The sequence below is a fragment of the Grimontia sp. AD028 genome, from assembly GCF_000973155.1.
GTDB classification, from domain to species: domain Bacteria; phylum Pseudomonadota; class Gammaproteobacteria; order Enterobacterales; family Vibrionaceae; genus Enterovibrio; species Enterovibrio indicus.
In genome coordinates this window covers 1-23415 of record NZ_LASY01000049.1, presented here as the reverse complement: position 1 = coordinate 23415, position 23415 = coordinate 1, and the positions used below count along the sequence as shown (strand labels likewise).

The window sequence follows — 23415 nt, the reverse complement described above, 5'->3', positions numbered from 1 at the left end:
TCGGAGGTGGCGGGTGAAAGCGTTAATTGTTGAAGACGAAGTCTCGCTGCAATGCTTCCTTGAGCACGTACTCAAGGATGAATTTGAAGAGTTGCTGATCGCGGATAACGGTCAGATGGCATTGGATATGCTGGAGTCGCTCGACGAGCTGCCCAATCTGGTCATTATGGATGTTCTGATGCCAGTGATGGATGGGTTTGAAGCGGCCAAGCAAATCCGCATGCGTTACAAATCCCAGTACTTGCCGATTGTGTTTTTGACCGGGATTACGGATAACGATGCCTTCAACCGTTGTATGACGCTGGGGGATGACTTCCTGACCAAGCCGGTCAGCCGCACTACCATTGTGGCCAAAGTTCGCGCCCACTGCCGTAACATTCGTTTGTATAACGAGGTTTCTGAACAGCGTGATAAGCTCAAGCATTTTCAGGCGCATACCCTGTATGAGCACACCATGGCGGAAACCATCTTCAGTAACCTGATGCAGGCCTGTTATCAGGAAGCGGAAGGGGTTGAGTTTTATACCAGCTCGTTCACCAACTTCAACGGTGATGTTGTGCTGGTCACGCCAAGACCTCAGGGTGGCATTTATGCCATGCTCGCGGATGCGACCGGCCATGGCCTACCTGCCGCTATTTCGACCATTCCTGCCACCAAGGCGTTTTTTGCCATGACTAAACACGGTTTCGCTCTGGGCGACATCGTGAAAGAAATGAATGAAACGCTGAAAAAGTTTCTTCCTCCCGGCATGTTGGTCGCCGCTAATTTGCTCGAAGTGTCTGCCAATGGGCTCGAGGTGAATTGGTGGGGTGGGGGAATGCCAGACGGCTACCTGCTCGATAAACATGGTGACATCAAGGCGAGGCTGCCATCTGCGCATATGGCGCTGGGGGCGATGGACTCTGATGAGTTTGAAGCCAATCTCGTCGCGCTGCGTTTGGATGAAGGGGATAAGCTGTTTTTCTTCACTGATGGTGTCATAGAAGCGCGCGATGCTGACGGTAGAGAGCTGGGCGAAGAAGGCCTGGAAGCGATCTTTTCAGACAACATGCCAAGCATCATCGACGTCACGCGCGACCATGTGGGCAATTTCACCAAAGGTGGTGGTGTCGGGGATGATATGTCGATGCTTGAAATGACAGCCCCTATTTTCAGTCGCGTTGAATTGCAGCCAGGCGACCCGGACTTTTACGACAGACGCTCTCCCGCTCAGCTAACGGTTTACTTTGGTGCCAATGAGCTTAGAAAGGTCAATCTGGTGGGAGAAATCCGCCGCATGCTCAAAGGCACGCTGGGAAGCAATATCGATCTGGATTTGATGTGTACCATCATGTCGGAGCTTGCCAATAATGCGTTGGAACATGGCCTGCTGAAACTGGCCTCTGATCTAAAAGTCGATGATGAAGGTTTTCTGGATTACTACATCGAGCGTCAGTCCCGTCTTGATGCGTTAGACAGCTTCGCTTTTATGGAAGTGGGGATTTCGTTTAATCCGGTTAAGCGTGAACTTACTTTTTACGTATCGCACAACGGGGAAGGCTTCTATTACGAAGAAAGTGACAGCACGCTCGAAGACTCAGTTGCCCGCTGTGGCCGGGGAATAGCCTTGGTCACAGAGCTGTGCGAAGACTTTTCCTATCTTGATGAAGGACGCACCGCGCGTGGCACATTCCGTTTATCAGCGGGCATGGAATACAACGCTTAAACGTCAGAAGGGTAAAACTGAGACGATAAAGCCTGCTATCACAAGCAGGCTTTTTTATTGGGTCAGTCTGACGAGGGCAAACAAAACACCAATAGCTAGACTAAAAAAGCCAGTCTTTCGTCGGGGACGCCTAGTTTAGGCTTCTTAAGTGGCTCCCCCTGCTGGACTTGAACTGGGCCGCGCAGGTGGGGCGGCCTTCCGTCAGCGACATTTTGGTGCAATTCGCCAACGTACAGACGAAAAAAGCCCAGTCTTTCGTCGGGGACGCCTAGTTTAGGCTTTTTAAGTGGCTCCCCCTGCTGGACTGAACCGGGCCGCGCAGGTGGGGCGGCCTTCCGTCAGCGACATATTGGCGCAACGCGCCAACATACAGACGAAAAAAAGCCCAGTCTTTCGACTAGGCTTCTTAAGTGGCTCCCCCTGCTGGACTTGAACCAGCGACATACGGATTAACAGTCCGCCGTTCTACCGACTGAACTAAGGGGGAATTGTATGTTGTCGATAAGTTATCTTATCAAACACCATTTTTAATAATGGTGCCTCGAGGCGGAATCGAACCACCGACACGGGGATTTTCAATCCCCTGCTCTACCGACTGAGCTATCGAGGCAATGATGTAAGCGCAAGACTCTACATCAAAAAAGTGGTGCCGGCTACCGGAGTCGAACTGGTGACCTACTGATTACAAGTCAGTTGCTCTACCAACTGAGCTAAGCCGGCACACAAACCGTGGAAACGTTGCTGTTGTATCTGCACCATTTCACTGAATATGGTGCCTCGAGGCGGAATCGAACCACCGACACGGGGATTTTCAATCCCCTGCTCTACCGACTGAGCTATCGAGGCAACGAGGTGCATTAAACGGATTTTGAGGCTTACCGTCAACACCTTTTTTTAAAAAAAACGTCAAATAAGACCGTTTGATGGCTTTTTCACCTGTTTGGTTTAAAAAGCCTCAGCTTTTCCAGTGTTTCCCGCGTTTTTATTGCATAGAACGAAATTCTTTTTGGAACTTAGTGACCTTTTGAAGATAACGTCTCGACTCTGACGACGGGTGTTTATTGGTTAATGCCCAATATACTTGATTAGGATTTAAGCGGTTTAAATCGTTCATTGCCCGTTTTCGGTCAGAACGGTGGAAGGTTTTCAACACATTACCGGTTCCACCGTTATAGGCAGAGATCATGCTGTAGTGTTTTGACAGCGGATCGCGAACATCTTTCAGGTATCGCGTTTTCAAAATGTAGAAATACGCGGTACCCGCATCAATATTCTTTGCCGGGTCGAAGAGGTATTCTGGCGAAGGCTCACCCGGGCGCTTTTTCACCAGCTTGAAAACATCACGCCCTGCGGTTTTGGGGACGACCTGCATCAAACCATAGGCATTGGCCCAGCTGACGGCATAGGGATTGAAGCTGCTTTCGGTTTTGATGATGGCATATATCAGCTCTTCGGAGATGCCATAGCGGCGTGAAGCATCACGGATAAGATCGGCATATTGGTAGCGACGCTTACTGGAGTGATCTTTCACCATTGGGATTTCGACGTAGAAAACCTTCTGGAATCGCAGCGATTTGGTTTTGATTTTATTGGTGACCAGATAATCGGCGTAGCGATTGGCGCGCCATTCCCATGCGATCTCTTTGCCATCCTGATCCAGAATTTGTCCTTGCAGGAAAGGGGCGCCGGACAAGGGAACATCTGCGGCAGAATAAAGATCAACCGATGCAGGATCGTTTGGCGTCAAAAGGGTGGTGACGATTGCCTGTTTGAGGTGCTGTTTTGGCTCAGTGGTGGCGACGGTTTCGATGGTAACAAGGCCGTTGGCGAAATCGACGCGGGCACGGCTCATGTAGTTGTCGGTGTATTTTACGTAATCACGCTTACCGGAAATGTAGACTTCATCTTTACCCCAGCGTACCTCAATGTCTCCGCTGAAACTGTTGATCAGTTTATCGAGTGCGGCAAAGTCTTTTTCAAACTGACCCGGCAGGGGAGCGAGGTTTTTAGCAAAACGGTTGGTGGTTTCATAACTCACCCCAAGTGTCGATTCGACCATTTCCCGGCTGCAGCCAGAGACGAGCATTGCCATAAAAAGAAAAGTGAATAAGCGGCGCAAGATCAGTTCCCGTGTAAAAACAAAAAAGCATCCCGATTAGCGTAATCAAGATGCTTTTAAATACAAAACTATAAGACAGATTGTGTGCAGAAAGCCTTACTCTGAAGGAGGAGTGTAGCCTTCGATCACAGTGTCATGACCTTCGAACAGGAACTTCACCATTTCTTCTTCGAGCAGTTTGCGGTGCTCTGGATCCATCATGTTGAGCTTTTTCTCATTGATCAGCATGGTTTGCTTGCTCTGCCACAATGCCCACGCTTCTTTGGAAATGTTGTCGAAGATGCGCTTACCCAGTTCACCCGGATAAAGTTGAAAATCCAGACCGTCTGCGTCTTTTTTCAGGCGCTGACAAAATACAGTGCGGCTCATCATTAAGCTCCTAGTTATTTTAGACTTCTAGCTCTCTGGTCAGGCTTTCCAGCAGCTTTTGTACCGGTGCTGCCAGCCCGACTTTCGCTGGTTGGGTTAAGTTATACCAAAGCCCGCCGTTGCCTTCCATGATCCCGTTTTCCCCAATGTTATCGGGTTTACTGTGTAACTTGACGCGAACAGGCACGATATCTAAGTGAAAATGGCTGAAGGTGTGACGAAACGCCGTCAGATGTTCAGGTTTCTCATGGCTGCTTGCCGCCAGTTTATGGGAGATAAAACCCTCAGCGGTTTGCTCTGAGGTTTCTGGCAGGCACCACAATCCGCCCCAAAGTCCCGCTGGTGGTCGCTGCTCCAGCCAGATTTGGTCTTGATACTGGAACAAAACAAAACAGGTTTCTTTCTCTGGGATGGTTTTCTTGGGTTTCTTGCCGGGAAAATCTGCCTGACGTCCTTGAGCATTGGCTTCACAGCTGTAGTTGACGGGGCAGATATCGCACTTGGGTTTGCTTCGGGTACAAATCATCGCACCCATGTCCATCATTGCCTGATTGTAGCGCTGTACACCTTCGGCAGGGGTGTTTGCTTCCGCATGTTCCCAAAGCAGGTTCTCGACGGGCTTTTTGCCTGGCCAGCCTTCAACGGCGAAGTGGCGGGAAAGGGTACGCTTTACGTTGCCATCTAAAATCGGATGATGTTGACCGAGTGACAGTGAAAGCACAGCACCGGCGGTGGAGCGGCCGACACCGGGTAGTGCCATCACATCTTCAATGTTTGTTGGGAATTCACCACCAAACTCTGTCGCGATTTTCTTTGCGGCTTTATGCAGGTTACGGGCGCGGGCGTAGTAGCCAAGGCCTGTCCAAAGATGGAGCACTTCATCAAGGTCTGCATTGGCCAAGGCCACCACAGTGGGGAAGCGCGCCATAAAGCGCTCAAAATAAGGAATAACCGTCGCAACCTGTGTTTGCTGCAACATGATTTCTGACAGCCACACTTTGTAAGGTGTTTTTTCTTGCTGCCACGGCAGGGTTTTACGGCCGTATTTGTCATACCACGTCAAAATGGCATCGGAAAAAGACTGACTCACTTTACTTGCTCTTTGTTATCTTTATTGGATTGGCGGATAGTCTACTACGCGGCATAAACAAAAAAGACCACGTTTTCTGGAAAGATTTGTACGTCAGGCGTACAGAGCTTGCACCGAGGCGCAATCTTTGGATAATGCGCGATCCGCTTAACTTTTCTTCATTATTGAGTTGCAGGCATAACACCATGGCAGAAGTCATCAAAACCGAATTGAACGAAGACGGCAAAGTTATTCGTAAGATCAGAAGCTTTGTACGTCGCGAAGGGCGTTTGACCAAAGGTCAGGAGCAAGCAATGAACGATTGCTGGCCGACCATGGGTATCGACTTCGAAGAGAAGCAACTCAATTGGACAGAAGTGTTCGGCAACGACAACCCCGTCGTGCTGGAAATCGGTTTCGGCATGGGCGCATCTTTGGTTGAAATGGCAAAGAATGCACCGGAGAAAAACTTCATCGGTATCGAAGTGCACAGCCCAGGTGTTGGTGCATGTTTGATGGCAGCGCGCGATGCAGGAATTACTAACCTGCGCGTAATGTGTCACGACGCGGTTGAAGTGTTCGAGCACATGCTGCCAGTCGCTAGCCTTGAAACCGTTCAGCTTTTCTTCCCAGACCCATGGCACAAAGCACGTCACCACAAGCGTCGTATCGTTCAGCCAGCATTTGTTCAAATGCTGCGTGACAAGCTGAAAATCGGTGGCATTTTCCACATGGCGACGGATTGGGAAAACTATGCTGAACATATGGTTGAAGTGATGGATGTGGCACCAGGCTACAAAAACACAGCAGTAGATGGTCCCTACATTCCACGCCCTGAAGAGCGTCCATTGACTAAATTCGAAGCGCGTGGCCACCGTCTTGGGCACGGCGTTTGGGATATGAAGTACGCCCGCGTCGATTAATAAAAAACTCATACCATTCTTGCGACACGACTGTGTAAAGTGTCGCAAAGCCTAAAGCCAACCTCGTGTTGGCTTTTTTGACCACTGGAGATAGCAATGAAACCCACCCCAGAGCTTTTGAGCGGTATCCTGGAAGAAGTTCGTCCGCTGATCGGACAGGGCAAAGTCGCCGACTATATTCCGGCTCTGAAAAAAGTGCCTGCCTCTAAATTGGGTATCGCGGTGTGCTACAACGACGGCGAAATCATCAAAGCGGGTGATGCCGAAGAAGCCTTTTCTATTCAGTCTATTTCCAAGGTGCTCAGTCTCACGCTAGCCCTGCAAAATTACCAGCCAGAGGAGATCTGGCGTCGTGTGGGTAAAGAGCCTTCCGGTCAGGCATTCAACTCGATGATCCAGTTGGAAATGGAGCAGGGGATCCCCCGAAATCCATTCATCAATGCCGGCGCGCTGGTGGTTTGCGACATGCTCCACAGCCGTCTTTCTGCCCCCCGCCAACGTATGCTGGAATTCGTTCGTCGCTTGTCCGGTAACGAGCATATTTGCTACGACAAAGTGGTGGCATCTTCCGAAATGGATCACAGCGATCGCAATGCCTCAATCGCTTATCTGATGCGGGCTTTCGGCAATTTCGACAACGATGTGATGCCCGTACTGGCTAACTACTTCCATTATTGCGCGCTTCGTATGAGCTGTGTAGATCTGGCAAAGACCTTTAACTATCTGGCAAATAAGGGACTTCCTTTAGGCGCAGAAAAAACAATTGTCAGCCAGACTCAGAGTAAGCAGGTGAATGCGCTTCTCGCCACCTGCGGTTTGTACGATGGCGCAGGGGAGTTTGCTTACCGAGTTGGCATGCCGGGTAAGTCCGGCGTCGGTGGTGGGATCATTGCAATCGTGCCGGGCGAAATGTCTATCGCCGTCTGGTCACCGGAGCTGGATCCATCAGGCAACTCTCTCGCGGGCACAGCAGCACTAGAACTGCTGGCAGAGCGCATCGGCCGTTCAATCTTCTAGGGTCTGCAGTCAGACTCTAGTGCCTGGACAGGTGTGACTTCAAAACCGGGTGACACCGTCTAAGCCTGAGATGCGGAGAAGGTTTATGGGAATTGTGAGTCTGACAAATATGCTGAAAGTATCCTGTGCGTTGTTGGCGATGTTGCCATTTCTTGCGGCGGCGGACGCTTGTCGCCCTGAGCTCCATGGCGATATCGAAATCAAGTCCAACAGTATCTTTATCGAGCAGAACAATAATACGTTCCGTATCGAACCCAACGGCAACCTCTATGTTGATGTACACCGCGTTAGTCTGAATGACGCGCAGAAGGCTTCTCTCACCGCTTACAGCGAGAGAGTGCGTGCAGATTTACCGTTTATCAGTAAATCGCTGTCTGATGAGCTGCAAACCTCCTGGCGTGCGCTTGATGGCGTGTTGGCTGCCGAATTGGGTGAACAAAGCAGCCTTCGTGGTGAGTTTGGTCAGTTCCATCAGCATCTGCAACGCAGTGTCAGTGCCTCGTTTTACGCTGAAGATCATTCGCCACAGCTTAACCACAGAGCGCTGACCCACACAGTACGCGAACTGGAATCAAGCCTGCCGCAGTTAATCGCCACCGTTTCGAGCCGTGGTTTGATGGACATTGCGGCATTGAGCGCTGGTCAGAACAATCGCATGGAATTTATCTCCAAGAAGATGGCAACGCTTCAGGATAAGCTCGCTAATGAAGTCCGCGTGCAGCGCAATCGTACCGTGGGTGTCAGACAGGAGCTGTGTTCTCGTCTTGGTGTTTGGCAGGATCGGGAGTCTGAAATATCTGAACTTATCCCAGCTTTGAAGGGCTGGAAAACTGTCACTGTTCGCTAGTGAAAACATGATAGAAAAACAGCGCGGATTTCCGCGCTGTTTTTGTTTCTGCTGTCTGTCTTTTTACGGTCTGTAGGTAAACTCGTAATCCACGTTTTGCCAGGCGTCATCCACATGTCGCATGTACTGGCGCAGCTCTTTGGCTTCTACATAGCGGGTTTTCGCCCGGTAATAATAATCTGCCTCTACATAGGTTTTATTGAGCAGCACTTCACCGGGTTCGGCCACGGTTTTCAGTGAGCTTTTGAATTCGAAAAACGGATTGCTCACCGTGTTTTCCGATTGCTCAATGTCCCAGTTTTCAGGAAGGCTCAATTTGATTTTTTGGCGAACTGCCCCATCGGTGCCAAAGCGGAATGGGGTTTTGCGACGGATGAGATCCGGCTTGGTCAGGTAGTCATCGACAATGTCACCGGAAATCACAAACGAATAGGTGTCATCGGTCTTCGACCAGAGATCTTCAATCACGTACGCTTCATTGAGTGTCAGCTCGTTCAGATCTTTATCGTCGTTGATAGACAACGGACGCAAGAAATCGAGACCACTGAAGAAGCCTGCATAGTAGTTGGCGTATTCCTCGCCCAGTTCACGCAAAGGTTTTGATTCCAAATACCGGCGCCAGCGTTCTGCTTCCAGCCCGCGATAGGTGGTTTTTACCGCCAGATAGCTCTGCGCGTTGGCATGATTGACCACATAACGCTGCTCGATGTCTTGGGTCACAGGAACTTCCTGTGTTGCCATCTGGGTGAGCTCCTTGCTGTCAGGTTTGAGGATCAGACCATAGCCGAGTCTTGACTGGGCAAGGGTATCGAGGCGGTTTCCCTGATGTGTACGGGTGGCATCCACCCAAATCCATTCGCCGTCCTTTTTCAGTGCCACGATCACATGGTTGAAACTAAAAGGTGCAGCCGGTTGGTGTGGTAGCTGTTCGCGCCAGAAGGTGTCTACCAATGCTGGATAGGCCTCAATTCCCATGGCTTCCAGCATGGAAACCAACAGTAGGGCTTTGTCTTTGCAATCGCCGTAGCCTTGGGAAAGGATTTGCTCCGGTGGACGTGGCTTGTGTGAGCCAATGCCGTTTTCAATACCCAGATAGCGGATATTGTTCTGCACAAAATGAATCGCAGCCACAGCCTGCTTCTCCGGCGCATCCGGATAGGTTTGTTGGATGTCTTTCACCAATGCCTGCACTTCTTCGTCTTCCGGCGTGGCTTGGTAAAGTGGCAACGCCCAACTCACCACATCTTTCCAACTGGTATAGCTAGAAACATGAAGATACGGGTAGGGGTTATACCAGCGTGGCTGCTCTGGCTCGTCGAAATCATACAGGCCATTCGTTTCACGATAGGTGAAGGTGGTGATGCCATCATCGCGGGTCTGGCGAAAATCGCCCTGTCCTTTACCGTCTAGATTGGTGACCGAAATGCCACTGTCTGAAGGGGCCAGAATACGCGCATTAACCAGCGCCACTGTACTTGCCCAGCCGGTTTTGAGGTACCATTCGCGACGCTCGCCAAACACGGGATTGAAGCCGGTTATGGTGTAGCTAACATCAATCACATCGCCCATCTGAACGTCATTGAGGACGATATGTAGGGTTTCATCGCCGTTGTAGAGCAGTGAATCGAGATCAACCTCCCGTTTGAATCGGTCGATCTCCGCAGTTTCTTTTCGATCCAGCACTTTGCCATCGCGCACCAGTTCGAGGCGGTGGATAGCGACTTTTTGATAGGACGGATCGAAATCGATCGAGATCTGGGAGCCGGATTCAACACCTTCAATTGACACCACTTTGCTGGTGTAGCGTTTGTATTCGATGGGATTTGTCGCGACAAGGTTAAGCTGCCGATCAACAATCAGAAATTGTTGATCGTAATAGTGGGCGCTTTTGTCGATCTCTGGCATTTGGGAGATAGGCTCTACCCAATCGGGTAAAGCGGCATATAAGGCATTCTGCGCCAAAGCGAGTTGCGGGAAACTCGCCAGAGCGCCAAGGGCAATCAGATACTTCTTCATCTACAACGCTGTCCATTGCTATCGAGAACAAAAGGCAGCGTCGCATTGGCTGCCTACTCGTTGATGAACCCTGCGAGTAGATCGTTCAGGAACAATCGCCCTTTCTCTGTCACTTGCCAGTGGGTGTCAGTCTCAGCCAGCAAGCCTTCCTCAATCGCATGTCGAAGCGGCGTTTCGACGGTGTCGAGCGTCAACCCGGTTCTTGCCGGATAATCGGCTTTCGGGCAGGACTCCACCAGTCGGAATCGGTTCATGAAGAACTCGAACGGCAGTTCATCTGCTTCCACTATATGCAATTCGCTGAGGTAGTCTTTCTCAGGATCGAGATATCCGCGCGGATGTTTCACTTTTACTGTGCGCTGTACAGTATTGTCATCCAAGGTAATTTTGCCGTGAGCACCGCAACCGATACCCAGATAGTCACCAAATCGCCAGTAGTTGAGGTTATGACGGCACTGGTATCCCGGCTTGCTGTAGCCAGAGGTTTCGTACTGTACATAACCGGCATCAGACAGCAGTTTGTGGCCTTGTTCGAAGATGTCCCAAAGATCGTCATCATCCGGCAGTGTTGGCGGCTTGGAGTAATACTGGGTGTTCGGCTCGATAGTGAGCTGATACCAGGAAAGGTGCGGCGGATTGAGCGCAATCGCCTGTTTGAGGTCATCCAGCGCGCCTTCGAGTGTTTGATCAGGAAGACCATGCATCAGGTCGAGGTTAAAGCTGTTAAGCCCAGCTTCGTGTGCAAGATTAGCAGCGCGTTTGGCTTCATCCGCGCCGTGAATACGACCAAGACGGGCGAGCTTTTGGTTATCAAAGCTCTGCACGCCAATCGATATGCGGTTCACGCCAGCTTTGCGGTAAGCCACGAACTTGTCGGCTTCCACGGTGCCGGGGTTGGCTTCCATGGTGATTTCAATGCCATCATCAAACGGGATCTGCGCGTCGATGCCTTGCAGCAAGCGGGTGATCTCTTCCGGTGACATCAGGCTCGGTGTACCACCACCAATGAAGATGGAATGCAATTCGCGGCCACTCACCCCTTTGAAACGGTTGAGGTCTTTCCTCAAATCATCAAGTAAGGCATCGATGTAGTCGCGCTCCGGCACCTCGCCTTTCAGCGTGTGGGAGTTAAAATCGCAGTACGGGCACTTTTGCACACACCAGGGGATGTGAACATAAAGGCTCAGGGGAATGTGAACCGCCATCGGGAATTACTTCTTCTCTTCGCTCAAGGCAGCAAACAGCTTCTTCAGCGCCTGACCGCGGTGTGAGATTTGCTTTTTCACCGCAGGCTCAATGTTTGCCAGCGTGCAGCCATGTTCTTCGACGTAGAACACTGGGTCGTAACCAAAGCCGTGTGAGCCAGACGCTTCGCGGGCGATGGTGCCTTCGAATTTGCCGTGGCAAACCAGTGGCGTTGGGTCGTTGGCGTGGCGCATATAAACCAGTACACAGTGGAAACGCGCGGTGCGTTTGTCATCCGGTGCGTCCGCCATGTTTTCCAGCAGCTTTTCCAGATTCGCCTGATCGCCTTTTCCTTCGCCGGCATAACGCGCGCTGTAAACACCCGGTGCACCGTTGAGGTAATCCACTTCCAAACCGGAGTCATCTGCGATGGCTGGCAGGCCAGTTTCTTTTGCTGCATGGCGCGCTTTGATGATGGCGTTTTCAATGAAGGTGGTGCCGGTTTCGTCAGCGTCTTTTACCGCGAACTCACTTTGTGCAAACACTTCCAGACCGAAATCCTGTAGCAGATCAGCCATCTCTTTGACTTTGCCAGCGTTACCTGTTGCCAGAACCACTTTGCTCATTGTTCTCTCCTGAATTTGGGGGCGGCCGCGAATCGAAAACCAAAAAAAGGCGCCGCAATGGGGCGCCATGATACCTGAATAAACAGGGGTCAGTCAGCGTAAAACGTCTGGTTAAAGGTCAGTTTTCCGCTGCGGTTTCCTTCAGCGCTGATATCAATAGTGAAGGCGTAATTTTCTTCGTTGGCAAACCGAAGCTCTGCCAGATAGTAAATCGCATCGCCTTCACGCACTTCGCGGAAGGTCAGTGGCTTTTTGGTTCCTAGAAGATTACGCGCTTCGCCAGTCAGTGTGGCTGTGAGTGCCGGTTTTCCTGCCTGTGCTTTATCTAAAATGGCGATGTTCAGGATGGCATTCACACCACTGCGTTTCAGATCATAGGCCTTGGCAACTTTTGGGGTGATAAACGTGGAGTTAAACGCCGAGTAATGCACTTCCAGCGTGCCGATGTCTTTAGACTGACCTGCGTTTGCAAACGGGGAGAGCAGCATCAGTGCGCTGATCAGTGGGAGAAAGAAACGTTTCATGACGGATATCCTTGTCGGGTGAAACCAGTGCGTCCATTTGCTGAGTAGCTCAAGAAAGAACGTACCTTTTAATTACTGCTTAAGTGCGGGGATCAGATCACTGATGGCATCGGGACAAAGCGAAGGGCTATGAATGCGAACCTGCTTGTGTCTGCCAAGCTCACCTTTTTCGATATCAATCTGGCCTTTGGCCACTTTGAACTGTTTCGACAGGAATTTAGTGAGGTGGGCGTTGGCTTTGCCATCAACAGGCGGGGCGGTGATGGCGAGTTTAATTTCCTCGCCGTGTTGCCCCATCCATTGGTCCCTGCTGGCCTTGGGCTGGATATAGAGCCTCAAGATAAGGTCATCGTTATCCAGCCAGGCAGGGCGTGGTGCGGTCATGATTTACAGCACGAACCACAGATTACCGAAGTAAGGGCTCAGCAGATCGCCGATAAAGAAGTTCAGGAACTGCAGCGCGATAAACAGGAACAGGATGCTGAGATCCAGACCGCCCAGAGGTGGGATCACGCGGCGAATTGGCGCGACCAGTGGCTCAGTAAGCTGCACCATCACATATTCAATTGGGCTGCGGCCTTGGCTCACCCAGCTCAGAATTGCGCGAAGGATCAGTACCCAGAACAACAGACCACCTGCGGCTTTCACCAACGCCACCAAGCCAATCAGGAAGTAGCTGGAATCAAACACCAGGGTGCCCGAGCCGACCAATTGCAGGGTGAAGAACTTCGCCACACACAGCAGGTACGCAAACAGTACAGTCGCTAAATCCAAGCTTCCGATTGAAGGAATGATACGGCGCAGCGGTGAAACCACTGGCTGGGTGGCTTTCACCACAAATTGGCTGAATGGGTTATAGAAGTCAGCGCGTGCCCACTGCAACCAGACCCGAAGCAACACCACCATGATGTAAAGATCGAACAGTGTTGAAACGAGAAAATTCATCGAGTTCATAAATTAGCCCTAAAATAGCGATTCCATCTCTTCGGCGCGGCGCACTGCAGCCTGCATGGCTTCAGAGACCGTTTCCGTGAGTTGTTTGTTATTAAATACGTTCAGTGCCTCAGCGGTGGTGCCGCCTTTGGACGTGACTTGTTCTCTTAAGGTTGCCAGTTCAATGTCTGGGTTGGCAACCACCATTTTAGCCGCGCCCAGTGCAGACTGTTGCACTAATAAGCGAGCTGTTTCCTTGTCAAAGCCTTGTCGCTCAGCTTCAGCCTGCATTGCTTCCATAAACAGGAAAAAATACGCAGGCGCACTGCCCGCTGCGGCGATAACAGCGTTAATTCCAGACTCTTCTGAAACCCAGCAAATTTCGCCTACAGCTTTCATCAGTTGTCCTGCGAACAACTTGTCTGCATCACTAACGAAGTCTGGCGCATAAAGACCGCTCATACCCTCACTAACTAGTGAAGGTGTGTTCGGCATCACGCGAACCAGTTTAAGTTGTGAACCTGCCATTTCACTGAGGCGAGCACTGGAAATGCCAGCAGCAATTGAAATCACGAGTTTGCTCGACCAATCTACACCTTCCATATTTTGGAGCAGTGTTTCCATATCTTGAGGCTTTACAGCCAGAACAACTACGTCGGCTTGCTTTGCGCTGGCAACAGCATCTTCGTTGGCGATGATGCCGTAAGCTTCTCTGTGTTTCGCACTGACTTCAGGGCTTCTATCGACAGCAATGAGTTTTTGAGCAGGATAACCTGACTCAAGTAGGCCGGCGATGATTGAGCGAGCCATGTTGCCGGCACCGATAAAAGCGACTGTACGTTGTTCCATCAATGATATCTCCTTTGAGAAGGTCAACAGACCCTAGATTAATTGGTTATTTGCGGTTGCTATAATCACGCGCACCGAAAATCGCGGTGCCGATACGCACCATGGTGCTGCCGGAAGCAATCGCTGCATCCATGTCGCCGCTCATACCCATCGACAGGGTATCAAATTGGGGGCGACCCTCTTTCATTTCTTCAAACAGCGCGGACAGTGGCGCGAAGGCTTCAAGCTGTTTCTGGTGATCATCTTCCGGCTGTGGAATGCACATCAGGCCGCGAAGCGCCAGGTTCGGCAATGCATCGATTTCATCAGCCAGCGCTTTCACTTCTTCAAATCCGGTGCCGGATTTAGAAGTTTCCCCGCTGGTGTTCACCTGAATCAGTACCTGAAGTGGCGCTAATTCATCCGGACGCTGATCGCTCAGGCGTTGCGCAATCTTGCTGCGGTCAATCGAATGAACCCAATCGAAGTGCTCGGCAATCGGCCGTGTTTTATTGGACTGGATAGGGCCAATAAAGTGCCATTCAAGATTGGGGTGAATGGCGCTGAAATGGGTGATTTTTTCGACACCCTCCTGCACATAGTTTTCACCGAACAGGGTGTGACCTGCTTCCACGGCGTCTGCGATGGCTTCAATGGGTTTGGTTTTGCTGACAGCGAGTAATTGCACGCCAGAGGCGTCTCTCCCGCATTTTTGTGCGGCACTGTCTATTTGGCTGGTGACCTGTTCTAGGTTTTGTTTGATACTACACATGTTAGATTCTGCGAGGAAACGAGTTAATGGATATTACTGAATTACTGGACTTTAGTGTAAAGCATAACGCTTCAGATCTACATCTTTCAGCGGGGGTTCCCCCAATGGTCCGCGTAGATGGTGATGTCCGCAAGCTTAGCCTGCCTCCGCTAGACCACAATGCGGTGCACCGTCTTATTTTCGATATCATGAACGATGCCCAGCAGCGCGAGTTTGAACAAAACCTCGAAGTCGATTTTTCTTTTGAGCTGGCGTCTGTCGGCCGCTTCCGTGTCAATGCGTTTCATCAATCCCGCGGTTGTGCCGCGGTGTTCCGCAGCATTCCTTCGAAAATTCCGACACTTGATGCGATTAACGCACCAGCAGTGTTCCAACAATTTACCGAATATCAGAAAGGTCTGGTACTGGTCACCGGACCGACAGGCTCAGGTAAGTCGACCACGCTGGCGGCGATGATAGACAAAATTAACAGCAGTCAGCATCGTCACGTATTGACCATCGAAGACCCTATTGAATTTGTCCACGAACAGAAAAACTGTCTGATCAACCAGCGTGAAGTACACCGCGATACCCATTCGTTCAACAATGCGCTCCGCTCGGCGTTGCGTGAAGATCCGGATGTGATTCTGGTCGGTGAGCTTCGTGACAAGGAAACCATTAGCCTTGCGCTGACGGCAGCTGAAACCGGTCACTTGGTATTTGGTACGCTGCACACCTCCAGCGCAGCAAAAACCATCGACCGTATTATCGATGTCTTCCCGGGGGCGGATAAGCCGATGGTGCGTTCCATGCTGTCTGAATCGCTGCGTGCGGTGGTGTCGCAAAAACTGGTGAAGCAGATTTCCGGTGGCCGTATTGCTGCCCATGAGGTGATGATTGCGACACCGGCGATTCGAAACCTTATCCGTGAAGACAAGATTGCCCAGATGTATTCGATGATCCAAACCGGCTCAGGTCTTGGCATGCTGACGATGGAACAGTCACTTCGTAACCTCACCATGCAAGGGCTGGTGGACACGGCAGAAGCTAACAAAGCACTGGATAACGCAGGGATGGGCTTCTAACCATGCAGAACACGCTCCAAGAACTTCTGGATAAGATGCTGGCGCAGAAAGCGTCGGATTGTTACATCACGGTTGATGCGCCTTGTATGTTGCGTGTCGATGGTAGCCTAAAACCAGTGGCTGGAAAGCTCGACTTAGAAGGTGTCAAAGCGCTGGTTACTGAGGCCATGGATGCCGAAACCGAGCAGAAGTTTTATGCCGACCGTGAAGCGAATTTTGCTTTGGTCACTGAAAATGGACGCTTTCGTGTTAGTGCGTTCTGGCAGCGTGACTTGCCGGGTATGGTACTTCGCCGCATTGAAACCCAAATCCCTGATATTTACTCGCTGGGTTTACCGGATGTGATTCAGGATTTGTCGATAGCCAAACGTGGTCTGGTACTGATTGTCGGTGCGACAGGTTCGGGTAAATCAACCTCGATGGCAGCGATGGTGGGGTTCCGTAACCGACACCGCAGCGGCCATATCCTGACGGTGGAAGACCCGATTGAGTTTATCCATCCGCATGACAAATGCATCGTGACCCAGCGTGAAATCGGCATTGATACTGACAGCTACGAAGTGGCGCTGAAAAACTCGCTGCGCCAGGCGCCGGATATGATCATGATTGGTGAAATCCGAACGCAGGAAACCATGGAATATGCCATGCAGTTTGCTGAAACCGGTCACCTTTGTATCGCAACCTTACACGCCAACAATGCCAATCAGGCACTGGAAAGGGTGTTGCATCTGGTGCCGAAAGAGCGTCGCGAACAGTTCTTGTTTGATTTGTCGCTCAACCTTCGCGGTATTCTGGCTCAGCAACTGGTGCCAGATGTCAGTGGCATCGGTCGTCATGGCGCTTATGAGCTTCTGCTCAATACCTCTCATGTGTCGGATTTAATTCGCCGTGGTGAGTTGCATGAGCTGAAAGAAACGATCCGCAAAGGCAAGAACGCGGGAATGTGTACGTTTGATCAGTCCCTGTTTGAGCTTTTCCAGGCGGGCAAAGTGTCGAAAGACGAAGCGCTTCATCATGCGGACTCGCGCAACGATCTCAAACTGATGATGAAGATGGCGGAACAGTCATCCAGCAGTTTGTCGTTGGCGAATGTCAGCATTGAGGGGCAGTAGAAAGTTGTCGTTCACAGAGATAAGAAAAGCGCCTCAGGGCGCTTTTCTTTTATTCACCGTATTGGTTTTCAAACCAGCTCTCGACAATGATGACCGCTGACTGGCTATCGATTTCCCCTTTGCCCAGGGCTTTATAGCCACCGTATTCAAACAATGAAGAACGGGCTTCTGCTGTGGTCAGTCGCTCGTCGTGCAGTTCCACGTTCACACCAAAACGGCCTTTCAGGCGGTTGGCAAATTTACGGGCGCGGGGCGTGATGGTTTCCAATTCGCCGCCGTGTAAATCCAAGGGTAAACCGACGACGACCAGGTCCGGTGTCCACTCTTTCAAAATGACTTCTATGGCTTCCCAGCTAGGGATGCCATCTTTGGCTTTGAGGGCTTTTAGCGGACGGGCAGTGCCGGTAATGGCCTGACCGATGGCCACGCCGATGCTTTTCGTGCCGTAGTCAAAACCCAGCACAGTCTGAATGTTACTCATGGAAAACTCTTATGCGTGTCCAATGTCCGCGGACAGGTTCAAGGCGTCTATGCCCATTTGTTTGAGGGCTTTTTCCCAGCGCTCGTTGATGGGGGTGTCGAAAATCACTTTCGGATCGGCTTCAATCGTCAGCCAACTATTTTCTGCCAATTCCTGCTCCAATTGACCGGCATCCCAACCTGCGTAGCCAAGTGCAACAATGAATTGCTCAGGCTCCTCAGTGGTTCCCAAAATACTGAGAATATCTTTGGATGTCGTTACGGTCAGCTCATCAGAGAGCTGGATACTGGAGCCATACAGCTTGAGGTTTTTGTGCAGGACAAAACCGCGATCTTCCGAAACTGGACCGCCGAACAGCACGGGCTGGTCAAGGCTGACCGGATGGGTAACATCCTGCTCGCGCTCCACTTCGATTTGATCCAGCATCTTGGCAATGGAGATATTGATAGGCTGGTTGATCACCAGCCCCATGGCCCCGTCTTCATTGTGTTCGCACATGTAAACGACACTGTGCTGGAAGCGTTCATCGGCCATGCTGGGCATTGCGACCAAGAAATGATTTTTTAAATTCACTGTGTCTTCCACATTGCGCCCTTCATTGCGTATGAGCCTACTTTCATTATGAGCAGTAAGCTGAAGAATGTCAGATCCGGGCGAGCAGTTTCGCCCGGTTTGCCGTGCGGTTATTTTTGCAGGCGAGCTTCGATGGCATCCATTAATTTGCCACTGATATTGATATCAAATGCGGCTTCAATTTCGCGGATACAAGTCGGGCTGGTCACGTTAATTTCGGTCAGCTTGTCACCAATGATGTCCAGACCCACGAAGATCAGGCCTTTCTCTTTCAGCGTTGGTGCCACTGCACGGGCAATTGCCCAGTCAGTGTCGCTGAGTGGGCGCGCTTCACCACGGCCGCCTGCTGCCAGATTGCCACGGGTTTCGCCTTTGGCAGGAATACGAGCCAAACAGTAAGGCATCGGCTCACCATCTACCACCAGAATGCGTTTGTCGCCATTGCTGATGTCTGGCACGAACGTCTGCGCCATACAGTAGTTATTGCCAAGGCCAGTCAGGGTTTCGATGATCACTGACAGGTTCGGGTCGCCTTGCTTCACGCGGAAGATAGACGAGCCACCCATGCCATCCAAAGGTTTCAGGATCACGTCGCCGTGTTTTTCCTGGAACGCTTTGATTTGGTCTGCACGACGGGTCACCAGCGTGATTGGCGTGTGTTCTGGGAACCAAGCAGTGAAGAGTTTTTCGTTACAGTCACGAAGGCTCTGCGGCTTGTTGACGATAAGACAGCCTTCTACTTCCGCACGTTCAAGAATGTAAGTCGCGTAGATGTATTCGGTATCAAACGGCGGGTCTTTACGCATCAACACAGCGTCGAGATCGGCCAGCGCAATTTCCTGCTCGCTGACCACCTCGAACCATTTCTCCGGGTTTTCTTCCAGCGTGACAATCTTGGTGCGTGCCAGTGCTTTGCCTTGCTCTAAAGACAGGTCATTCATTTGCATGTAATGAATTTCCCAGCCGCGCTTTTGCGCTTCCAGCATCATGGCAAAGGAGGAGTCTTTTTTGATGTTGATGGACTCGATTGGATCCATCACTACGCCCAGTTTGATCATTAATTTATCCTTATTAACCGAGGTCGCCTTTAACCCAGATCGCCAAAGCGAACCTGCAGGGCAGTGATTGCCGTCAGTGCTGCGGTTTCAGTGCGCAGAACACGTGGCCCCAATAATGTTTCCTCAAACCCGAATTCACGGGTTCGTTCAATTTCTTCTGATGACAGACCGCCTTCAGGGCCAATCAGCAAACGCACACGGCTAACTGGCTCGGGCAGGGTATTGATTGAGTATTTTGCACGTGGATGAAGGTTCAATTTCAGCCCGTCGAATGTCTCCTGCATCCACTCATCCAGCGACATCACAGGGCGAATCTCTGGCACCACGTTGCGCCCGCATTGCTCACAAGCTGCAACCGCGATTTTCTGCCATTGATGCAGTTTCTTGTCGAAGCGATCTGCATTGAGTTTGACACCACAACGTTCAGAGATCAGTGGGGTGATGACGTTGACGCCCAGCTCCACCGATTTTTGAATAGTGAACTCCATTTTGTCGCCGCGGCTGATGACCTGCCCCAAGTGCAAATCCAGCGGAGATTCGATGCTGCGTTCAACACGCTCAACAATATCAACACTGACAGATTTTTTACCTGACTCAGCAATGACGGCAGGGAACTCTGCGCCGTGACCATCAAATAACAACACTTCCTGACCTGCCTGCATACGAAGCACACGGCCAACGTGATTGGCAGCGTCATCGCTCAGGGCAACGCGGCCAGTTTCAGGCAGGGGCTCAGGATGGAAAATTCTTGGGATACGCATGGTGTTTTCATGACTGGATAACAATAGGCAGCAGTGTATCACGCTGCTGCCTGTAGTCAGTAGTCTGGCGCTAAGGTTATAGACCGGCCTTTTCGCAGGAAGCTTGCACGAACGGATTATGATTACCTTGCTCGCGGGCGATGCGGCGGTCGCGTTCACACTCCCACTCGTTAACCGGGTAGGTTTTATCCCAGGCATCCATCAGCTTTTTCTGTGCGGATGCCAGACGAAAATCATATTGCTGGTTCATGTACTTGTAGGTTCGCGCAATGGCACCGCGGCTTTGTGCTGGCGGCTCAAATACACGTTGCTTGAAGTTCACCTTCGCCGCGCACTGACCGTAGAAAGCTCCGTCGTTGCCATTCCATTGCGAGAAGCGGAAGTTTGAGCGGTCGCCGTTGACCTCGCCAATGGCTGGAACCAGATTGTGCAGGTCAGCTTCCATCAGTTTGAAAGCCACGTCATTGCGGGTGCAGTTCTTGCGCCCTCCGTCTTGCCAGCATTGACGCTGGTGGCCAAATTGCCATGCAGGAACTACATGCTCCCATTCAATGCGGCTGGCACGCTTTTCCTGTTTGCGGACTTGATAACCACACTCAGAAAAATCAGGTACGCCTTTCTTGCCCTGCCACTCAATGTCACAGCCGCAGTAAAACGAAGTGGGGTAGTCCTGATAGATTTTTTGCGCGATGCGTTTGGCTTTACTGAAGGATTGCGGATGCTCAGCCGCTGCTGCCATTGAGGGGATCAGCAGTGCCGAAAGCAGCATCAGAAATGTTCTCATGTGTATTTAGCGCTCGATGTTGGAATTGTGTGTCTTGATTATTACAGACTATTGCGAGCAAAATCGCACTAAATTAGTGTTAATTGAAGAGTTTATTGATAAGTAAAGCGTTGCTTATGCGACAGATGGGACGAAGACAAGAGGCCGTTTGCAGCGGCGGCAAACATATTGAACCTGTTCGCGTTGAACTTTATTGTGACGACGAATAGAGAGCTCGATATGGTCACAGCCGCACTGATAGGTAAAAGTTTTTCCCTGAACAGAACTGACATCAAAGCTGTGGGTGGTTTTGGGTATTACACCAAACACCTGTGACATCACCGCCTGCCACTCTTTGCCATGCGGCCGCACTTTTCCAAAACGGGCATAGACAACCAAGTGACTGATTTCGTGCGGCACCACTTCGTCAAAAAACGCCTGAATGTTTTCTTCCAGCAATACGGGGTTAAACCTGAGTTGCCAGCGTTGAAGCAACGCCATTCCTGCCGTTTTCCCACGAATATCAAACCGAATGGCAGGCACAGCAAATTCACTCCCAAGCTGTTTGTTAGCCAGAGTGATACATTCGCTGACGCGTTGGGTAAGACGGTAGTGGAGTTCGTTCATGTTCGGCAGTTTAGATTCAAGAGCCGACAGGGTAGGGAACAGAAACAAAAAAGGGAAGCCTGAGCTTCCCTTTTACATGCAGATTGCGATTACTTGATTTGAGCGAAATCGCGAAGTGCTGCCACTTTGTCGGTCTTTTCCCAAGGGAACTCTTCGCGACCAAAGTGACCATAAGCTGCTGTCTTTTTGTAGATAGGTTGCAGCAGGTCCAGCATTTCCTGCAGGCCATAAGGGCGCAGGTCGAAGTGTTGGCGAACCGCTTCGATGATGATGTCGTGAGACACTTTCTCGGTCCCGAAGGTTTCCACCATGATAGACGTTGGGTCAGCAACACCGATAGCGTAAGAAAGCTGGATTTCACAGCGGTCTGCCATGCCTGCAGCAACGATGTTCTTTGCTACGTAGCGCGCTGCGTATGCCGCTGAACGGTCAACTTTTGATGGATCTTTACCCGAGAATGCACCGCCACCGTGACGAGCAGCGCCGCCATAGGTATCAACGATGATCTTACGACCAGTCAGACCACAGTCACCCATTGGGCCACCGATAACGAAACGGCCAGTTGGGTTGATGAAGAAGTTGGTGTCTTTGTTCAGCCACTCTGCTGGAAGTACTGGCTTGATGATTTCTTCCATCACTGCTTCACGAAGGTCTGGCGTCGAGATGCTGTCACAGTGCTGGGTAGACAGAACAACCGCATCGATGCCAACAATCTTACCTTGGTCGTATTGGAAGGTGACCTGAGATTTTGCATCCGGGCGCAGCCAAGGCAGCGTGCCGTTCTTGCGAACTTCTGCCTGACGTTGAACCAAACGGTGAGAGTAAGTGATAGGTGCTGGCATCAATACGTCAGTTTCGTTACATGCGTAACCGAACATGATGCCTTGGTCGCCTGCGCCCTGCTCTTTAGGGTCAGTTTTATCAACGCCTTGGTTAATGTCTGGCGACTGTTTACCGATGGTGTTCAGAACCGCACATGAATCTGCGTCGAAACCCATGTCAGAGTGAACGTAGCCGATTTCGCGAACGGTTTCGCGGGTCAGCTCTTCGATATCAACCCATGCTGAGGTTGTGATTTCACCACCAACCATCACCATGCCGGTTTTCACGTAAGTCTCACAGGCTACGCGTGCTTTTGGATCCTGTTCCAGTATCGCGTCAAGAACGGCGTCTGAAATCTGGTCTGCGATTTTGTCTGGATGGCCTTCTGATACTGACTCAGAAGTAAACAGGTGTTTAGCCATGTCTTTTCCCTAGCAATAATAAATGTTGGTTGATACCGAATCTTTGTTTGCAAAAGCACCTTTGGTCGTCTGACCGTATAAAAGTATAGATGCTTTTCCATCTGGACGTCTATTCTACGCAGAGAACCGTATAAATCAACCTCACAAATAGTCCGCGTAAATAAGTAAACGTTTGCGCCTGTAATCTTGTAGTTACAAATAGATGCAGAGATTTCACGTTCTGAACAGACAGAACCCCACAAAATCAGCGATGTAAAACGTTTGCAGAGCCGACGGACTCTTGCGACAATATCTGCCCGCCGAATTCAGCAATCTGGCCGCTTTTGTTTACAAGTATTGTGCCGGATTGCCTATAACTCAAAACCTCTAATGATCTCAGGAGCAGACATGTCTTCTCGCAAGGTTTTAGCAAACGCGATCCGTGCCCTCAGCATGGACGGTGTACAACAAGCTAACTCTGGTCACCCAGGTGCCCCAATGGGCATGGCGGACATCGCCGAAGTCCTGTGGCGCGACCACATGAACCATAACCCACAAAACCCTGAGTGGGCAGACCGCGACCGCTTCGTGCTGTCGAACGGCCACGGTTCTATGCTGATCTACTCTCTACTGCACCTGGCCGGTTACGATCTGTCTATCGACGATCTGAAAAACTTCCGTCAACTGCACTCGAAAACCCCAGGCCACCCTGAGTATGGCTACGCGCCAGGGGTCGAGACCACTACGGGCCCACTGGGTCAGGGGATCACCAACGCTGTCGGTATGGCGATTGCAGAAAAAGCACTGGCTGCTCAGTTCA

General features: G+C 50.9%; 24 protein-coding genes, 4 tRNA genes and 1 pseudogene. 7 read left to right on the top strand and 22 right to left on the bottom strand.

The genetic code is table 11. The annotated features are described in order from the left end of the window. Positions 1-13 precede the first annotated feature (13 nt). Positions 14-1705 (top strand): SpoIIE family protein phosphatase, encoded by a 1692-nt coding sequence (locus RN22_RS11355; RefSeq protein WP_046304363.1) that lies wholly within the window; start codon positions 14-16, stop codon positions 1703-1705. Positions 1706-2116: 411 nt separating this feature from the next. On the opposite strand, the gene RN22_RS11350 is transcribed toward RN22_RS11355, so the two are convergent. The 7 genes from RN22_RS11350 to mutY all read right to left on the bottom strand — a co-directional run bounded on the left by RN22_RS11350 (position 2117) and on the right by mutY (position 5283). Then, positions 2117-2192: transfer RNA gene (locus RN22_RS11350), tRNA-Asn, on the bottom strand. Positions 2193-2239: 47 nt separating this feature from the next. Continuing rightward, positions 2240-2315: transfer RNA gene (locus RN22_RS11345), tRNA-Phe, on the bottom strand. Positions 2316-2349: 34 nt separating this feature from the next. Then, a tRNA-Thr gene (locus RN22_RS11340) sits at positions 2350-2425 on the bottom strand. Positions 2426-2475: 50 nt separating this feature from the next. After that, positions 2476-2551, bottom strand: a tRNA-Phe gene (locus RN22_RS11335). 136 nt (positions 2552-2687) lie between these two features. Continuing rightward, positions 2688-3797 carry a membrane-bound lytic murein transglycosylase MltC gene (gene mltC / locus RN22_RS11330; protein WP_156168197.1) on the bottom strand — a complete coding sequence of 370 codons (1110 nt, stop codon included), beginning with the start codon at positions 3795-3797 and terminating at the stop codon, positions 2688-2690. Positions 3798-3920: 123 nt separating this feature from the next. Further along, a complete protein-coding gene (locus RN22_RS11325) occupies positions 3921-4193 on the bottom strand; it encodes an oxidative damage protection protein (RefSeq protein WP_046304361.1) in 273 nt (90 codons plus the stop codon). A 19-nt stretch (positions 4194-4212) separates the two neighbouring features. Further along, positions 4213-5283, bottom strand: coding sequence for an A/G-specific adenine glycosylase (gene mutY, locus RN22_RS11320; RefSeq protein WP_046304360.1), 1071 nt, complete (start codon positions 5281-5283; stop codon positions 4213-4215). A gap of 185 nt (positions 5284-5468) precedes the next feature. Here mutY and trmB point away from each other — a divergent pair, with 185 nt between their 5' ends. The 3 genes from trmB (at position 5469) to RN22_RS11305 (ending at position 8049) form a co-directional block, all read left to right on the top strand. Then, complete coding sequence (trmB, locus tag RN22_RS11315) at positions 5469-6185, top strand: tRNA (guanosine(46)-N7)-methyltransferase TrmB (protein ID WP_046304359.1); 717 nt, start codon at positions 5469-5471, stop codon at positions 6183-6185. A 96-nt stretch (positions 6186-6281) separates the two neighbouring features. Then, on the top strand, positions 6282-7202 hold the full coding sequence (gene glsB, locus RN22_RS11310; protein ID WP_046304358.1) for a glutaminase B: 921 nt from the start codon (positions 6282-6284) through the stop codon (positions 7200-7202). A gap of 85 nt (positions 7203-7287) precedes the next feature. Further along, positions 7288-8049 (top strand): DUF2884 family protein, encoded by a 762-nt coding sequence (locus RN22_RS11305; protein WP_002537479.1) that lies wholly within the window; start codon positions 7288-7290, stop codon positions 8047-8049. A 63-nt stretch (positions 8050-8112) separates the two neighbouring features. Here the strand turns inward: RN22_RS11305 and RN22_RS11300 are convergent, their stop codons facing one another. From RN22_RS11300 to RN22_RS11265, 8 genes are all read right to left on the bottom strand, one after another. Further along, positions 8113-10065: a DUF3857 domain-containing transglutaminase family protein gene (locus tag RN22_RS11300; protein WP_046304357.1), complete on the bottom strand. Its 1953-nt coding sequence runs from the start codon at positions 10063-10065 to the stop codon at positions 8113-8115. 53 nt (positions 10066-10118) lie between these two features. Then, on the bottom strand, positions 10119-11270 hold the full coding sequence (gene hemW / locus RN22_RS11295; RefSeq protein WP_046304356.1) for a radical SAM family heme chaperone HemW: 1152 nt from the start codon (positions 11268-11270) through the stop codon (positions 10119-10121). 6 nt (positions 11271-11276) lie between these two features. Continuing rightward, positions 11277-11876, bottom strand: coding sequence for an XTP/dITP diphosphatase (locus tag RN22_RS11290; protein ID WP_046304355.1), 600 nt, complete (start codon positions 11874-11876; stop codon positions 11277-11279). An 89-nt stretch (positions 11877-11965) separates the two neighbouring features. Next, a complete protein-coding gene (locus RN22_RS11285; protein ID WP_046304354.1) occupies positions 11966-12400 on the bottom strand; it encodes a DUF4426 domain-containing protein in 435 nt (144 codons plus the stop codon). Positions 12401-12472: 72 nt separating this feature from the next. Then, positions 12473-12784, bottom strand: a complete 312-nt coding sequence (gene yggU / locus RN22_RS11280; RefSeq protein ID WP_039849739.1) for a DUF167 family protein YggU — start codon at positions 12782-12784, stop codon at positions 12473-12475. Between the two features lie 3 nt (positions 12785-12787). Then, entirely contained in the window at positions 12788-13354 is a 567-nt protein-coding gene (locus RN22_RS11275) for a YggT family protein (protein WP_046304353.1), read from the bottom strand. A 9-nt stretch (positions 13355-13363) separates the two neighbouring features. Then, positions 13364-14182, bottom strand: coding sequence for a pyrroline-5-carboxylate reductase (proC, locus tag RN22_RS11270; protein ID WP_046304352.1), 819 nt, complete (start codon positions 14180-14182; stop codon positions 13364-13366). Positions 14183-14228: 46 nt separating this feature from the next. Further along, complete coding sequence (locus RN22_RS11265) at positions 14229-14933, bottom strand: YggS family pyridoxal phosphate-dependent enzyme (protein WP_046304351.1); 705 nt, start codon at positions 14931-14933, stop codon at positions 14229-14231. Between the two features lie 26 nt (positions 14934-14959). Between RN22_RS11265 and RN22_RS11260 the strand changes: the two genes are divergently transcribed. Continuing rightward, positions 14960-15997 carry a type IV pilus twitching motility protein PilT gene (locus tag RN22_RS11260; RefSeq protein ID WP_039849741.1) on the top strand — a complete coding sequence of 346 codons (1038 nt, stop codon included), beginning with the start codon at positions 14960-14962 and terminating at the stop codon, positions 15995-15997. A gap of 2 nt (positions 15998-15999) precedes the next feature. Further along, entirely contained in the window at positions 16000-17109 is a 1110-nt protein-coding gene (locus tag RN22_RS11255) for a PilT/PilU family type 4a pilus ATPase (protein WP_002537489.1), read from the top strand. 49 nt (positions 17110-17158) lie between these two features. On the opposite strand, the gene ruvX is transcribed toward RN22_RS11255, so the two are convergent. The 7 genes from ruvX to metK all read right to left on the bottom strand — a co-directional run bounded on the left by ruvX (position 17159) and on the right by metK (position 22616). Continuing rightward, positions 17159-17590 (bottom strand): Holliday junction resolvase RuvX, encoded by a 432-nt coding sequence (ruvX, locus tag RN22_RS11250; protein ID WP_002537490.1) that lies wholly within the window; start codon positions 17588-17590, stop codon positions 17159-17161. Positions 17591-17599: 9 nt separating this feature from the next. Next, the gene (locus RN22_RS11245; RefSeq protein ID WP_039849759.1) at positions 17600-18163 is read right to left on the bottom strand and encodes a YqgE/AlgH family protein; all 564 of its coding nucleotides are present in this window, start codon (positions 18161-18163) and stop codon (positions 17600-17602) included. A gap of 110 nt (positions 18164-18273) precedes the next feature. Further along, on the bottom strand, positions 18274-19221 hold the full coding sequence (gene gshB / locus RN22_RS11240; RefSeq protein ID WP_002537492.1) for a glutathione synthase: 948 nt from the start codon (positions 19219-19221) through the stop codon (positions 18274-18276). A gap of 29 nt (positions 19222-19250) precedes the next feature. Further along, on the bottom strand, positions 19251-19982 hold the full coding sequence (gene rsmE, locus RN22_RS11235) for a 16S rRNA (uracil(1498)-N(3))-methyltransferase (RefSeq protein WP_046304350.1): 732 nt from the start codon (positions 19980-19982) through the stop codon (positions 19251-19253). 76 nt (positions 19983-20058) lie between these two features. Continuing rightward, a complete protein-coding gene (locus RN22_RS11230; RefSeq protein WP_082111397.1) occupies positions 20059-20751 on the bottom strand; it encodes an endonuclease in 693 nt (230 codons plus the stop codon). Positions 20752-20880: 129 nt separating this feature from the next. Further along, the gene (locus tag RN22_RS11225; protein ID WP_046304389.1) at positions 20881-21372 is read right to left on the bottom strand and encodes a SprT family zinc-dependent metalloprotease; all 492 of its coding nucleotides are present in this window, start codon (positions 21370-21372) and stop codon (positions 20881-20883) included. Between the two features lie 89 nt (positions 21373-21461). Then, positions 21462-22616 (bottom strand): methionine adenosyltransferase, encoded by a 1155-nt coding sequence (gene metK / locus RN22_RS11220; RefSeq protein WP_046304348.1) that lies wholly within the window; start codon positions 22614-22616, stop codon positions 21462-21464. A 387-nt stretch (positions 22617-23003) separates the two neighbouring features. On the opposite strand from metK, the pseudogene RN22_RS11215 reads away from it, so the two are divergent. Further along, positions 23004-23415, top strand: a pseudogene (locus RN22_RS11215) (transketolase); the annotation flags it as partial.

What these genes read in the sequence shown, in the direction of transcription:
- mltC (WP_156168197.1), bottom strand. Translation starts at nt 3,797, where the DNA reads ATGGCAATGCTCGTCTCTGGCTGCAGCCGGGAAATGGTCGAATCGACA.
- RN22_RS11325 (WP_046304361.1), bottom strand. Translation starts at nt 4,193, where the DNA reads ATGAGCCGCACTGTATTTTGTCAGCGCCTGAAAAAAGACGCAGACGGT.
- trmB (WP_046304359.1), top strand. Translation starts at nt 5,469, where the DNA reads ATGGCAGAAGTCATCAAAACCGAATTGAACGAAGACGGCAAAGTTATT.
- glsB (WP_046304358.1), top strand. Translation starts at nt 6,282, where the DNA reads ATGAAACCCACCCCAGAGCTTTTGAGCGGTATCCTGGAAGAAGTTCGT.
- RN22_RS11305 (WP_002537479.1), top strand. Translation starts at nt 7,288, where the DNA reads ATGGGAATTGTGAGTCTGACAAATATGCTGAAAGTATCCTGTGCGTTG.
- RN22_RS11300 (WP_046304357.1), bottom strand. Translation starts at nt 10,065, where the DNA reads ATGAAGAAGTATCTGATTGCCCTTGGCGCTCTGGCGAGTTTCCCGCAA.
- hemW (WP_046304356.1), bottom strand. Translation starts at nt 11,270, where the DNA reads ATGGCGGTTCACATTCCCCTGAGCCTTTATGTTCACATCCCCTGGTGT.
- RN22_RS11290 (WP_046304355.1), bottom strand. Translation starts at nt 11,876, where the DNA reads ATGAGCAAAGTGGTTCTGGCAACAGGTAACGCTGGCAAAGTCAAAGAG.
- RN22_RS11285 (WP_046304354.1), bottom strand. Translation starts at nt 12,400, where the DNA reads ATGAAACGTTTCTTTCTCCCACTGATCAGCGCACTGATGCTGCTCTCC.
- yggU (WP_039849739.1), bottom strand. Translation starts at nt 12,784, where the DNA reads ATGACCGCACCACGCCCTGCCTGGCTGGATAACGATGACCTTATCTTG.
- RN22_RS11275 (WP_046304353.1), bottom strand. Translation starts at nt 13,354, where the DNA reads ATGAACTCGATGAATTTTCTCGTTTCAACACTGTTCGATCTTTACATC.
- proC (WP_046304352.1), bottom strand. Translation starts at nt 14,182, where the DNA reads ATGGAACAACGTACAGTCGCTTTTATCGGTGCCGGCAACATGGCTCGC.
- RN22_RS11265 (WP_046304351.1), bottom strand. Translation starts at nt 14,933, where the DNA reads ATGTGTAGTATCAAACAAAACCTAGAACAGGTCACCAGCCAAATAGAC.
- RN22_RS11260 (WP_039849741.1), top strand. Translation starts at nt 14,960, where the DNA reads ATGGATATTACTGAATTACTGGACTTTAGTGTAAAGCATAACGCTTCA.
- RN22_RS11255 (WP_002537489.1), top strand. Translation starts at nt 16,000, where the DNA reads ATGCAGAACACGCTCCAAGAACTTCTGGATAAGATGCTGGCGCAGAAA.
- ruvX (WP_002537490.1), bottom strand. Translation starts at nt 17,590, where the DNA reads ATGAGTAACATTCAGACTGTGCTGGGTTTTGACTACGGCACGAAAAGC.
- gshB (WP_002537492.1), bottom strand. Translation starts at nt 19,221, where the DNA reads ATGATCAAACTGGGCGTAGTGATGGATCCAATCGAGTCCATCAACATC.
- rsmE (WP_046304350.1), bottom strand. Translation starts at nt 19,982, where the DNA reads ATGCGTATCCCAAGAATTTTCCATCCTGAGCCCCTGCCTGAAACTGGC.
- RN22_RS11230 (WP_082111397.1), bottom strand. Translation starts at nt 20,751, where the DNA reads ATGCTGCTTTCGGCACTGCTGATCCCCTCAATGGCAGCAGCGGCTGAG.
- RN22_RS11225 (WP_046304389.1), bottom strand. Translation starts at nt 21,372, where the DNA reads ATGAACGAACTCCACTACCGTCTTACCCAACGCGTCAGCGAATGTATC.
- metK (WP_046304348.1), bottom strand. Translation starts at nt 22,616, where the DNA reads ATGGCTAAACACCTGTTTACTTCTGAGTCAGTATCAGAAGGCCATCCA.